Origin of the sequence: Vibrio bivalvicida, assembly GCF_001399455.2 — a bacterium.
Classification (GTDB): Bacteria; Pseudomonadota; Gammaproteobacteria; order Enterobacterales; family Vibrionaceae; genus Vibrio; species Vibrio bivalvicida.
On sequence record NZ_LLEI02000020.1, the window covers coordinates 1 to 13,507 of the forward strand.

At 43.0% G+C, this 13,507-nt stretch carries 11 protein-coding genes and 1 pseudogene; 8 read left to right on the forward strand and 4 right to left on the reverse strand.

Features of this window, described 5'->3' with window-relative positions:
* Positions 1–72 precede the first annotated feature (72 nt).
* Positions 73–555: a YbaK/EbsC family protein gene (locus APB76_RS04845; RefSeq protein WP_054963237.1), complete on the reverse strand. Its 483-nt coding sequence runs from the start codon at positions 553–555 to the stop codon at positions 73–75.
* 7 nt (positions 556–562) lie between these two features.
* Positions 563–1,189: a LysE/ArgO family amino acid transporter gene (locus APB76_RS04850; RefSeq protein WP_054963236.1), complete on the reverse strand. Its 627-nt coding sequence runs from the start codon at positions 1,187–1,189 to the stop codon at positions 563–565.
* A gap of 140 nt (positions 1,190–1,329) precedes the next feature.
* On the opposite strand from APB76_RS04850, the gene APB76_RS04855 reads away from it, so the two are divergent.
* The 3 genes and pseudogenes from APB76_RS04855 to APB76_RS22815 all read left to right on the forward strand — a co-directional run.
* On the forward strand, positions 1,330–2,226 hold the full coding sequence (locus tag APB76_RS04855) for a LysR family transcriptional regulator ArgP (RefSeq protein ID WP_049845544.1): 897 nt from the start codon (positions 1,330–1,332) through the stop codon (positions 2,224–2,226).
* A 96-nt stretch (positions 2,227–2,322) separates the two neighbouring features.
* Positions 2,323–3,018, forward strand: coding sequence for an oxidative stress defense protein (locus APB76_RS04860; protein ID WP_049845545.1), 696 nt, complete (start codon positions 2,323–2,325; stop codon positions 3,016–3,018).
* A gap of 102 nt (positions 3,019–3,120) precedes the next feature.
* Positions 3,121–3,421: pseudogene (locus APB76_RS22815) on the forward strand (GGDEF domain-containing protein); the annotation flags it as partial.
* A 26-nt stretch (positions 3,422–3,447) separates the two neighbouring features.
* Here the strand turns inward: APB76_RS22815 and APB76_RS04865 are convergent.
* Together APB76_RS04865 and pykF are read right to left on the reverse strand one after the other, a co-directional pair.
* The gene (locus APB76_RS04865) at positions 3,448–4,116 is read right to left on the reverse strand and encodes a GntR family transcriptional regulator (protein ID WP_054963235.1); all 669 of its coding nucleotides are present in this window, start codon (positions 4,114–4,116) and stop codon (positions 3,448–3,450) included.
* A 166-nt stretch (positions 4,117–4,282) separates the two neighbouring features.
* Positions 4,283–5,695 (reverse strand): pyruvate kinase PykF, encoded by a 1,413-nt coding sequence (gene pykF / locus APB76_RS04870; protein ID WP_054963234.1) that lies wholly within the window; start codon positions 5,693–5,695, stop codon positions 4,283–4,285.
* Between the two features lie 431 nt (positions 5,696–6,126).
* Between pykF and APB76_RS04875 the strand changes: the two genes are divergently transcribed.
* The 5 genes from APB76_RS04875 (at position 6,127) to APB76_RS04895 (ending at position 13,501) form a co-directional block, all read left to right on the forward strand.
* Positions 6,127–6,888 (forward strand): DeoR/GlpR family DNA-binding transcription regulator, encoded by a 762-nt coding sequence (locus APB76_RS04875; RefSeq protein ID WP_054963233.1) that lies wholly within the window; start codon positions 6,127–6,129, stop codon positions 6,886–6,888.
* Positions 6,889–6,971: 83 nt separating this feature from the next.
* Entirely contained in the window at positions 6,972–8,804 is a 1,833-nt protein-coding gene (gene glmS, locus APB76_RS04880) for a glutamine--fructose-6-phosphate transaminase (isomerizing) (RefSeq protein ID WP_054963232.1), read from the forward strand.
* Between the two features lie 137 nt (positions 8,805–8,941).
* Entirely contained in the window at positions 8,942–9,772 is an 831-nt protein-coding gene (locus tag APB76_RS04885; protein WP_042522411.1) for a heteromeric transposase endonuclease subunit TnsA, read from the forward strand.
* Complete coding sequence (locus APB76_RS04890) at positions 9,759–11,843, forward strand: DDE-type integrase/transposase/recombinase (protein ID WP_054963231.1); 2,085 nt, start codon at positions 9,759–9,761, stop codon at positions 11,841–11,843. Before APB76_RS04885 ends, APB76_RS04890 begins: the two co-directional genes overlap by 14 nt.
* Complete coding sequence (locus tag APB76_RS04895; RefSeq protein WP_054963230.1) at positions 11,843–13,501, forward strand: AAA family ATPase; 1,659 nt, start codon at positions 11,843–11,845, stop codon at positions 13,499–13,501. The genes APB76_RS04890 and APB76_RS04895 overlap by 1 nt, the downstream gene beginning before the upstream one ends.
* Positions 13,502–13,507 lie beyond the last annotated feature (6 nt).

Sequence of the window (13,507 nt, forward strand, 5' to 3'; positions counted from 1 at the left end):
AGCAAAAAATACCCTAATAAGAAAAAAGCCAGTCAGCTTAACTGACTGGCATTAGGCTAATTGCCTCGCTTTTTACATTTCTAGCACCTTATTCTGCAGCGAACCCAAGACCGTTTTTAATTGGTTGGCTGGGATGCCGATAGTCACCTCTGGTTTGCCAGGTGTATAAAGAATCTCATTGTGTTGATACAGTTTGCTATCAACGATAATCTCTACTTCAGTGGGTAAACCGAAAGGGCACACCGCTCCCGGTACGCAACCAATCTGCGCAATCATCTCGTCATTGCTGACTATCGAAGGTCGTTTCCCGGTTAGGGCTCTAATCCCTTTAGTGTCTAAACGGCTGTCTTTGTCGGTTAAGAGTAATGCATAGCCTGAACCTTTAAACTTGAGAAATAGGCTTTTACTATGGGTGCCTGTCCAACCTAATTGTTCCGCCACCTTCTCGTCGGTGGCAAAATCCAATATAGGTTCGTGCTGCCACTCTTGGTAATCAACGTTTAACTGTTTTAGTAGTTGTTTGTTGAATTGATAGATCTCTTCAAGCTTATTCATTCCCCACCTACGCTAATTGATTGAGTAACTCTTTTGCCAGCAATGCGGCAATCACGTACATCATAATCGCAACCGCAATATCAATACCTTGCTTGACTCGAGGTTGTGACAATGTCGGCCCCAGCTTTGCCGCGCCAATAGAAAGAGAAAAAAACCATACCAGTGAAGCCATCATGGTTCCGATGGCAAACGCGACTCGATCTTGGCCTTCAAATTGCCCGCCTATCGAGCCGAGAATCACTACGGTATCGAGGTAGAGGTGAGGATTAAGTACCGTCACTGCTAGAGCACCTAGAATGACAGCACGCTTGCCTCTTAATGTTTGGTTGAGTTGAGTTTCTTCCTCTTGAGTTGCAAATGCACTTCTGAGCGACAGCGAACCATAAACCGCGAGAAAAGCGATGCCACCTAAAGTAACAAGCATGAGCAAGGTTTCATTTTTCGATAGCAGAGCACCACCACCGAAGATTCCTAGCGAGATAAAGACAATATCAAGCACACTACAGATAGTGGCTGTAGTCAGGTGGTGGTGGCGTTTAATACCTTGATTGAGTACGTAAGCGTTTTGTGCGCCAATCGGAATGATCATACTGGCACCAAGCCCAAACCCTTGTAAAACTAACCATGCATTCACTGCCTTTACTCCAATGTGTTATTCAATTTCAATATCGGCAAGATAATTAAGCTAGGTTGATAAGTAAAATTAATGATTTTAATTAATGATAAGTTATGTTAATAATTTTGCCTGGATGATTGAGGAATTAAGGAAGCACAGTGAGAGGTTTAGATTACAAATGGATTGAAGCCTTAGAGTCAGTTGTCAGTCAAGGTAGTTTTGAACGGGCTGCAAGTGAGTTGTATATCTCACAGTCAGCTGTCTCACAACGTGTTAAGCAGCTAGAAAAATTTCTAGCTAAACCAGTATTGATACGAGAAAAACCGTTACGCTTGACGACAACGGGCAAAAAATTAATGGGTTTCTATCATCGAGTTCAAATGCTGGAACGCGAAGTGTTGCCTGAGTTAACCAATCAAGAAAATGCGCGGCCTATTCAAGTTTTTATTGCGACCAATGCTGATAGCCTAGCAACATGGCTGTTGCCAGCTCTCACTCCGCTTATGAAACAAAAGAAAGTGGAGTTTAATCTTTCGGTTGATCTTGAAAGTCGTACGCTAGAAAAGTTAAGAAAAGGAGAGGTGACCGGGGCAATTAGCTGGGAGCCTACTTCTATTTCTGGATGTGAGAGTCAATATCTGGGCCGTATGGATTACGTCTGTGTCGCAAACCCAGACTTTGCCGAGCGTTATTTTGCCAAAGGAGTGACGCGTGAAGCTTTAAAACAATCGCCTGCGGTCTCTTTTGATCAATATGACGAGATGCATCACCTTTTTCTCAAGCAGCATTTCAACCTCTCTCCAGAATCCATTGTTCACCATCATGTTGCGAGTTCAGAGGCCTTCGTCAATCTTGCTTTGCTGGGTGTGGCGTATTGTTTGATTCCTAGGTTACAAATCGCTCAAGAATTAGAACAAGGACGTTTGGTTGATTTGATGCCAGGCTTTCAGCTGAGTTTTCAAATGTATTGGCACCATTGGCAGTTAGAGAGTGGGATCTTACAGCAGGTGACACAAGCGATTCTTGACTATAGCCATGAGAAACTCCCTAAGTAGATTGAGTTAATTCTTTGTCATATTTTGGCTAAGCACTTGGTCAAAATGATGCTGTTATCTATGATGTATGCAGTTAATTCGATATGGTAATTGAGTATGAAAGTGATCCCTTTTGTTGTTGCAGCATTGTCATTAACTACGCTGAGTTTTGGCGCTTTGGCAAGTTCGCCTGATTTTCCTCATCTATCGACCACAGGTTACGGTGAAGTGATTGCCAAACCTGATATGGCGCAGTTCTCAGTTAAGGTAGTTGAATCAACCATGACGGCAGAGCAAGCAAAACAGTCAGTTGATAAAGTTGTGCGCACATTTCTCGATGCGTTGAATGAAGAAGGAGTCGAGAAACAGGATGTGACGAGCTCCAACCTTTACATCACACCTCAATACCATTACCCGAAAGACGGAAAACCAGAATTAGTCGGTTATCGTGCCTCGCGCAGTATTACAGTCACAGTAGAAGACTTATCAGACCTGAACCAATACCTGGATCTGGCATTAAGTTCTGGGATCAATCAAGTCGATAACATTCAGTTAAAGGTAAAAGATCAAGCTAAGTATCAACAGCAAGCACGAATGGCTGCGATCAAGGATGCGAATAGTAAAGCACAGTCCCTTGCTGAAGGCTTTGGAAAAGATCTTAACGGTGTATGGCGTATTGACTACAAAATGTCGGGTCATCAACCTGTCTTAATGCGTTCTATGGCTATGGATGCGAGAACCGAATCGAGCAGTTACCAAGACTCGACGATTGTGATTCGTGACAGTGTTGATGTGATCTATAAGATCGACTGATGCAATATGGTCAGATTGCCTCTATTCTACTTATTTGAGTAGGGGCTTTAATCCTATTTTTTCACCACTACGCTGATCTTTTTCTCTCTGTTTTTCTTTATTATTTCTAATCGCAAAGATCTTGAAGAGCGCTTACGTATATTAAGTGAATCTGACGGGCCAATCCAGTTGTGGAATCGTCGGAAATTTGAACTGGAGTTGAGTCGTCATACGAGATTATTAGCGCAATATCCTTCAACCCCAAGCGTTTTTAGCCTTGCTTGATATCGAGTTTTTCAAGTGAATTAACGATGAACTTGGTCATGATGAAGGCGATCGCGTGATCGCCAATGTAGCAAAGATGCTTCAAGAGACATTGCATGAGACTGATTTTGTTGCTCGTATTGGTGGTGAAGATGTCGCTTAAAATTTTTGCTTAACTGTCTTTGCCTATGCCGCTACCGATTGCTTATCAATAATGGTTTGAATTTGTTGCTTATGGTGTTCTAAATGGGCATCAAGTCTTTGTGCTGCTTGCTCAGAATCTTTAGCTAAAACCAACTTCATAATTTGCTCATACTCATCTAAGCAAGAACTGTCATGCTCTAAACCGTTCACGATTGCGTAGTAGCGATAACGTTTGATCTGAATAATGAGGTCGCTAAAGAACCCGAGCATATTTTTCGAACGTGCCCCTTCTAATAAGACAATGTGGAACAGATGTTGACGCTCTTCCCATTCTTGCCAGTTAAAACCCTGTTTAGCATGCTGTATACGTGAAAGTTTATGGAATGAAGTTAGCACCGCCAACTCCCAATTCTCATCGCCATTTTCAATGGCTTGTTTAATCAGTACCGACGAGACAAAGCGTAAACTCTCATACAAATCATTCATTTCATCGATATCAATGGGTGCAACCCAACAACCTTTTTGTGGCTGTAAGTTTACATACTTGCTCCAAGAAAGCTGTACTAGCGCCTCCCGAATTGGTGACGCACCGACGTCGTATTTCTGTTTTAGATCGGCAACCACCAGCTTTTCATCCGGTTGAAGTAGCCCATGCAAGATATCATGAGCAATCAATTTAGCGACTTTATCTGTTAATGTCGGGCTAGACACGATGCATTCCTTATCTACTGGCTTAGTGAAATCTAAGTATTTTAAACAGTATGTGGTACTGAGAGTTGATTGATAATATAGCGTACGGAATGCTCAAGCAAGTGGAATATATAAAAAAAGAGGGCATAAGCCCTCTTTAATAGAATGTGCAGTTGTATGCGTTTTATTATAGAACGTGTACAGAAGCAGTGTTTGTAGTACCAGAAGCTACTAGTGCGCCTGAAACCATTACAACGATGTCGCCTTTGTTACCTAAGTTAGATTCTAAAGCAAGCTCTTTACCCGCCACGTAGAACGCATCAGTGCTAGTGATAGAATCAACAACTACTGGTGTTACACCTTTAGTTAGAACTAGCTGTGCAGCAGTCTTAGTGTTAGTTGTTAGTGCAAGGATGTTTGCAGTTGGGAAGTATTTACGTACTGAACGTGCAGACTTACCGCCTTCTGTTGCAACAACAATAAGCGGAGCTGCTAGCTTCTCTGCTGTATCTACCGCGCCTTTACACACAGCTTCAGTGATGCGTAGACGTGGGCTGTCTAGACGAGAACCTAGCTCAGCTTTTAGTGCTGAATCAGTACGGTTCGCGATTTGAGCCATGATAGTGACCGCTTCAACTGGGTACTTACCTTTAGCTGTTTCGCCAGAAAGCATAACTGCGTCAGTTCCGTCCATTACTGCGTTAGCAACGTCGCCTGCTTCCGCACGAGTAGGACGTGGGTTGTTGATCATAGAATCAAGCATTTGAGTTGCTGTGATAACCATCTTACGTGCACGGTTACACTTCTCGATCATCATCTTCTGCGCGAAGATTACTTCTTCTGCTGGGATTTCTACACCTAGGTCGCCACGAGCAACCATGATGCCGTCAGAAAGCTCTAGGATTTCGTCGAAGTTATCAACACCTTCTTGGTTTTCAATCTTTGAGATGATGTGGATGTTCTCGCCACCGTTTGCTGCAAGAACTTCACGGATTTCTTGAACGTCAGATGCTTTACGGATGAAAGAAGCTGCTACGAAGTCAACGCCTTGCTCACAACCGAATTTAAGGTCGTTCTTATCTTTTTCAGATAGTGCAGGTAGGTTTACAGAAACACCAGGAAGGTTAACACCTTTGTTTTCGCCTAGAGCACCGTTGTTAAGAACTTTACACTTAACTTCAGTTTCAGAAGTTGCCAGTACTTCCATCTCGATTAGACCGTCGTCTACAAGGATAGTGTTGCCTACGTTTAGGTCGCTTGCGAAACCTGCGTAAGTGACTGCAACTTTGTCTTTGTTACCTACAACTGAAATGTCAGTTGTGAAAGTGAACTCTTGACCAGCGACTAGATCAACGTCATCGCCGTTTTCTAGTTTGATAGTACGGATTTCTGGACCTTTAGTATCTAGAAGAATAGCAAGCTGCTTACCAGACTCTTCCATTACTTTGCGGAAGTTCGCGATACGAGTGCCGTGCTCTTCGTAGTCACCGTGAGAGAAGTTCAGGCGCATTACGTTCATACCTGCGTTTACTAGTTCAGTTAACTTCTCTACAGATTCAGTTTTAGGGCCAATCGTACATACGATTTTGGTCTTTTTCATGGAAGATACTCTCCGGTCGATATAGTTACAATTTGAAAGTCGGTTATTGGTCTGAAACCAAGGCTGTCGAATAGGCATTTTGTGCCTGCCAACTCTTCATGACAGCAATACATCTAGTTGGCTCCAGAACTGAAAGTCTTTCACATAGTTTAGTCATTTTATGACCAACTTGATGCCATTCAATGCCGTATTTTTGTGACAACACTAGGATATAGTGGCCAGATTGCAAAAAAATAACGGTCAATTCTGTAATTTTTTTTCTTTTAGGGTGCGAATTCTACCACCTAATGATTTCAATATCACTGCTTAAGAATTGTCTTAGGACAAGGTTTTTGCGCTATTTATTAATTTTTTGGATCGAAATAAATGGACATGAATGTTTCGACTTGACTATAATTTCTTTCAGTTCGAAACTTATATATGTTCATAAAATGTCGAAACGAAACACTCAACTAAGAAGGCACGCGATTTCTAATCTGGTCAATGAGCAAGGAGAGGTCAGTGTCGAAGCACTCTCCGTTCAATTTGAAACCTCTGAGGTCACAATTAGAAAGGATTTAGCTTCTTTAGAGAAAAATGGTCAGCTTCTTCGTCGTTATGGCGGTGCGATTGCATTACCAAAAGAAGTCGTTAGTGACGAAATGAATGAGAATGTTTCGATTCGAAAGAATGAGCTGGCAGAGACTGCGGTCAAGCTGATCCGTGAGCATAACCGTATTGTTATCGACAGTGGCAGTACAACAGGTGCTCTGATCAGAATGCTTGATGGCATGCGCGGCTTAGTCGTGATGACAAATTCTCTTAATGTTGCTAACGCGCTTAACGAGCTTGAAAGTGAACCGACTTTATTAATGACGGGTGGCACTTGGGATGCTCACTCGGAGTCTTTTCAGGGGCAAGTTGCTGAGTCTGCCCTAAGATCATATGACTTTGACCAGCTGTTTATCGGTGCTGATGGTGTGGATCTTGACCGTGGGACGACCACGTTCAATGAGCTTGTTGGTCTAAGCAAGGTTATGGCTGAAGTGTCCCGAGAAGTGATAGTGATGGTTGAGTCTGAAAAGATCGGCAGAAAGATACCTAACTTAGAGCTAGCCTGGGAAGTCATCGACATCTTAATTACTAACAAAGATTTAGACCCAGAACTAAAAACAAAAATTGAATCTCATGGCGTTAAAGTGCTTTGTGCATAACGTTAAACTAATTTTTTAATCTTACTTCTCCGAATATGGCCTTTGCTTGCTGCCAAATCGGAATCAATAAATTGGAGTTGAATATGTGTGGAATCGTCGGTGCTGTTGCACAACGAGATGTCGCTGAAATTTTAGTCGAAGGATTGCGTCGCCTTGAATACCGTGGTTATGACTCTGCGGGTGTGGCGATTGTTGATGGTGAGTCGAACCTGTCTCGCGTTCGCCGTTTAGGTAAAGTGCAAGAGCTAGCCGACGCGGTAGATTCAGCGACAGTCGTTGGTGGGACTGGTATTGCGCATACTCGTTGGGCAACACATGGCGAACCTTCTGAAGCGAACGCTCACCCACACATGTCCGGTGACATCGCAGTTGTGCATAACGGGATTATCGAAAATCACGAAGAGCTGCGTGAATTGCTAAAATCTCGTGGTTACGTGTTTGAATCTCAAACTGATACTGAAGTGATTGCTCATATGGTTGAGTGGGAACTGCGTACCTCAGAGACGCTACTTGAGGCGGTACAAAATACAGCTAAACAGCTTGAAGGTGCTTACGGTACCGTTGCATTAGATCGTAAAGACCCTTCACGTATTGTTGTCGCTCGCTCAGGCAGCCCAATCGTAATTGGCTTAGGTGTTGGTGAGAACTTCCTTGCCTCTGATCAGCTTGCCCTACTTAATGTGACTCGTCGCTTTATGTACCTAGAAGAAGGTGATGTCGCTGAAATCACTCGCCGTGATGTGTCGGTTTTTGATGCTGAAGGTGAGCGTGTTGAACGAGAGATTACTGAGTCTAACGCTGAACATGATGCCGGTGATAAAGGTCAGTACCGCCACTTCATGCAAAAAGAGATTTACGAGCAACCGACAGCACTAATCAATACAATGGAAGGCCGTATCACGGCAGATTCTGTCGTGACGGAAGCGATCGGTGTCAACGCGGCCGAAATTCTAAGTAAAGTCGAGCATGTACAAATCGTTGCTTGTGGTACTTCTTACAATGCAGGTATGACCGCACGTTACTGGTTTGAGGATATTGCTGGCGTTAGCTGTGATGTCGAAATTGCTTCTGAGTTCCGTTACCGCAAGTTTGTGACTCGTCCGAATAGCCTTTTGATTACGCTTTCTCAGTCTGGTGAAACTGCTGACACGTTGGCAGCACTGCGTTTAGCTAAGGAGAAAGGCTACATGGCAGCAATGACGATTTGTAACGTTGCAGGCTCTTCGCTGGTTCGTGAATCTGATTTTGCCTTTATGACACGTGCTGGTGTAGAAATCGGTGTCGCGTCGACTAAAGCCTTTACAACTCAGCTTTCTGCATTATTAATGTTAGTGACTGCGTTAGGTAAGCAACAAAATCGCGTCAGCAAAGAGAAAGAGCAAGAGATCGTAGCCGCGCTACATGCTCTGCCACAGCAAATCAACGCAGCACTGTCTTTCGAGAAAGATATCGAAGAACTGGCTACAGATTTTGCAGATAAGCACCACACACTATTCTTAGGTCGTGGTGAGTTTTACCCAATTGCGATGGAAGCATCTCTAAAACTGAAAGAGATCTCTTACATTCACGCTGAAGCGTATGCTGCGGGTGAACTAAAGCACGGCCCACTAGCTCTGATTGATGCAGATATGCCAGTTGTTGTTGTCGCACCAAGCAATGAATTGCTCGAAAAGCTAAAGTCGAACGTTGAAGAAGTTCGTGCTCGTGGTGGTTTGCTGTATGTATTCGCAGACGCAGATGCTGGCTTTGAAGCGGATGAGACCATGAAGATCATCACAATGCCACACGTCAGCGAAATCACTGCGCCGATCTACTACACCATTCCGATGCAGCTACTTTCTTACTACGTTGCCTTGATTAAAGGGACGGATGTCGACCAGCCACGTAACCTAGCGAAAGCAGTAACGGTTGAGTAACGACAAGATTGGTATCTGAATAAGTGTCGTAAGACAATAAAGATTGAAACTAAACAATAAAGTTTGAAACTAAGACATTAAAGTTGAAAACTTTTTAAACCCGGTTAAGCTGATTAAAAGTTAACCGGGTTTTTGTTATGGCAAAATCAAAGTATGTTTTAACTGAAAAACAAATCATCAGGCGGATTAAAGAAGGCCGAGGTTCAGGAAAGCTTTCTAACTATAAACCGTGGCTGTACGTGAATGAGGTTCCATCCGAAGGTAGATCTCAAAGAGTCTACTCTCACCTAACGAGCCGCATTCATCATGTGCTATCGGACCTTGAATTCGCTATTTTTCTCCTTCTTGATCATAACCCTGCCGTAACTGACATTCGTGAGCAGTTTCCACTCAATAGGGATGACACGCTAAATATCTGCCAGGAACATCAGCTTTGGCACCCTGCACAAAATGGGGTTAATCAAGTGATGTCGTCAGACTTTTTTGTCAACACCTCTTCTAAAGTTCAGCCTAGATTTGTTATCCAAGCCAAGTATAAAAATGCTCTTAAAGACTCAAGAACTATCGAAAAACTTGAAATTGAACGTCGTTATTGGCAGTTAAAAAAGATCCCGTGGTTCCTAGTCACGGAAAAAGAAATAGATAAAGTCGTTGTGGATAATATTGAGTGGCTATATGGCGTCAAAGGGTATTTCGATGAATTGATTACCGATGAGCTTTTGCTAACGTTTAACCACATGAAAGCTTATTTCTCTCGCATTCCTGACAAAAAAGTGGTTGAAATTGCAAAAGAATATGAGTTGGCTTATGGACAGAAGTTAGGAGACTCTATGTTCGATCTTCGATTGATGTGCGCTGCTAGGCTTATCACGTTTGATATTCGATATCCTTTCCATAGCTTGCGAGCAAGAGACCTTGTATTTAGAGGTGTAGCTTTTGATGAGGGGCACAGCTATGTGGCGAGTTAATGAAACCCTATCATTTGATGGCAAGCCTTATCGCATTCTTTTTACTGAGACAAGCTACTTCTATTGGATTGCTATTGATGAGAACAAAGGTTTACCTGAAAGAGTCTATTTTGATGAATGCTTCAATTGGACTGATGAGGGGCGTTTAGAAAAGATCCCTGACCCCTACTCATACCTCCAAGGTGAGTCTTGGGACGAAGCATCTAGTAGTTATTTGGAAAGCCAACGCAACTATGAACTGATAAAGCCTATCGTTGAAGGCGAAGAGGCATTTGACAAGCGAGTTCGAGCGAGCAGGCTTAATCAGGTTATTGCTGAATCGGGTAAAGGAAAACCTACGATCTATCGACTCTTAAGGCGCTATTGGCAAAGGGGTCAGATTAAGAATGCTCTTTTACCTGATTATAAAAACTCTGGTGCAGGTGGAAAAAGAAGAAACTTCACGACTAGCAAAGCTGGTAGACAGAGGATATATGGCATTGGTCGCGGAGAGCCTGTAACCGAAAGTGTCAGAAAGCAATTTCGAATCATTTGTGATAAGTATCTGATGAACGATAAAGGCTTTTCAATTCGGTATTCGTATATCAAGTTTACTAAGGCTTACAAGCTCAAACACCCTGAAGCTGAAGAGCATGAAATTCCGACACTTCGTCAGTTTCAATACTTTTACAAAACCGAGTATACAAAGGCCACTCAGCTCACTGTTCAGACGCCTCAAGGAAATTACAACAAAGACGTTAGACCACTTCATGGCACAGCTACCGAGCAAGCGTTAGGCCCAGGTAGTCGATACGAAATTGATGCTACCATCGCCGATATTTACCTAGTAGATGACGATGACCCGGACAAGGTTATTGGTCGGCCGACAATTTATATGGTCATTGATGTTTTTAGCCGCATGGTTGCTGGCTTTTATATCGGTTTCGATAACCCATCTTTTCCCGTTGCAATGAAGGCACTGATATGCAGCTTTGATAGCAAAGTAAAAGCCTGTGCAGAATATGGTATCGATATTTCTGAAGAGCAGTGGCCATGTGTAGGTATTCCTGATGTTCTGTTAGCCGATCGCGGTGAATTGATGAGCCATCAAGCCAATTATTTGGTTGATGCTATAGGAGTTCGCCTTGAAAGTGCTCCCCCTCGACGGGGTGACGCCAAAGGTATCGTAGAGAGATCATTTGGCACGTTGCAAGCTAAGTTTAAGCCCTATATGCCAGGTGTCGTAACTGGTAACAAGGTTAAGAAGCATGGTGAAAGAGATTATAGAGTTGAAGCTGCTGTGGCGAGATCAGATTTTATTGAAATACTGCTCTATTCAATACTTGCTCACAACTTAAACAAACCGTTAGAAAAGTACGATCGTGCTCCTGATATGCCAGAAGGCCTTCCATCGATCCCTATTGAGCTTTGGAGATGGGGACTACAGCATCGCACTGGGCGCTTACGAGCCATCGATACGGATATTGCAAAGATACTGCTGTTACCGCGTCAAAAGGTCACTGTATCCGAGTTAGGCGTAAAGTTATGGGGATTAACCTACACAGGAAAAGAAATTATTCAGACAGGTTGGATGCACCGTTCTTCGGAAGTATCTAGACCTAAAAAACTATTTGCAGCCTATGAGCTTGGTTCTGCTAATCACATATATCTGTTTCCTGAAGAAGGAAAAAATACATTTTGGGTTTGTGATCTTTCTAGTCGAAGTAGAGAGTTCCGTGATCTAACTTGGTATCAAGTATGGGAACGTCAAGCAGCTCAAAAGCAGACTTTAGCTGAAGCTAAGTATCAATTTGCAACCGTAGAACGAGATTTTGATGATCTTCTTGAAAAGAAACTGAAGAAAGCTACAAAGAATCGTAAAACCAGTACACTGAGCAACGCGCAAAAGATAAATGACATCAAAGGCAATAAACGGAATGTTCGAGAGCAAGAGAGAAAGGAGTTAGCAATACAGCCAGTTAGGGCTAAACAAGAAGAAGTCGCGTCGGTGATACCTATAAAGGGAGAGGAGGAAAGTTATCAACTGCCTGATTTCATTCCGGAGCTATTTGATGATGAGGATGATAACTGATGAAGAAAAGCCAAGATCATCGTGTAGTAGCCGTCTATCAAAGTGCTACGCTCTCAGTTTATCGAAATAACCCGCTGATAGAGGCATTACCACCGATAAATAGTTTCCTAGACGACTCGATTGCTCTGAAGGGCTCGTTAAGGTGTGCCGCAGAAGATATCCATCGAAATGGCATCGAAAGAGCGCATAGTATCTGTCGTGTTATTGATGATTTTTTCCAGCCCCTCAGTCAGCACATACAGTTGCATGAACGACTTTCATTGATGATACGGCGTGGCTATGTTGGAAGAAATCCCGAAACAGGTGATTGGGCAAGACATATACAAAATGGTTACGAGCGTGTTTTATCTGGTGATTTGAAGGCGATAAAGTTCACGGAAGTTAGTTCTACAGCCCAAAGCATGACATTGATTGGATGTAGCGGAAATGGCAAAACAACGGCGATCAAGCAGCTTTTGTCGTTATACCCTCAAGTTATTTACCACCCTGACAGAAATCTTGAGCAAGTCGTTTATCTAAAAATTGACTGCTCCCATGATGGATCACTGAAAGAGCTGTGCTTGAACTTTTTTCGTGCGATGGATAGAGCATTAGGGACATCCAACTACGAAAGACAATACTCGATGAGCAAAAGACCGAGTATTGAAACACTTTTAGCTGCAATGGCTCAGGTTGCAAACGCTCATGCAGTTGGTGTTCTTATTATTGACGAAATACAGCACCTTAGCCGTTCTCGCTCTGGTGGCTCTGAGAAAATGCTTAATTTCTTTGTGACATTAGTAAATACCATTGGCCTTCCTGTGATTTTGGTTGGAACACCACGAGCCCGCGAGATATTTGAGGCTGATATGAGATCTGCAAGGCGAGGCTCTGGTCTTGGAGCGATTTTTTGGGATCCAATGGAAGAAGGAAGAGAATGGAAAGCGCTCACGGATAAGTTATGGACTCTTCAATGGCTACAAAAACGTGATGAGGTGTTGTCGGATGACATTCGTTCTCTATGGTATGACCTAAGCCAAGGTGTCTTGGATATTGTGGTTAAGCTATATGTCTTGTGTCAGCTGAGAGCAATCGCGACAAAAGTAGAAAGGATCACACCTAAATTAATGCAACAGGTTTACGAGGATGAATTAAAACCTGTTCACCCAATGCTAGCAGCTCTTCGCTCGGGTGATGCCGAAGAAATGATTAAGTTTTCAGATCTTAAACTAAGCAACACTGATAAAAGGTTGCTTGAGCTGCAAAAACAGGTAGCAACAACTGTTCAGCAGACGCCGGAGGAGTTTGCATATCAACAACTCAGAACCGATGAAGAGCGGCGTGTATATATGGCCTTAAAAGATGAGTTTGATTCAACGTTTTTGGCTCCTGTAATACGACAGCTATTTGATCTACATCCTGATTTGACGTGGATCAGCTTACTGCCACTGGTACATGAGCAACTCATTAGCCCTGAACAGACACAATCTAAAACAGAGGCTAAGTCAAGTAAGGGCAAGAGGGCATCCTCAATTAAACAGACGCAATGGCATACCCTTGATAGTGAGGATTTGAGGTTTGTTCACTCTCAATCTGATTCTGATAGCGAAGTGTACACCGCAATGTCAAAGTCGGGTTTGATTTTAGACATTCAGTCATTGCTAGAAAAGGTGGTTTAATATTGC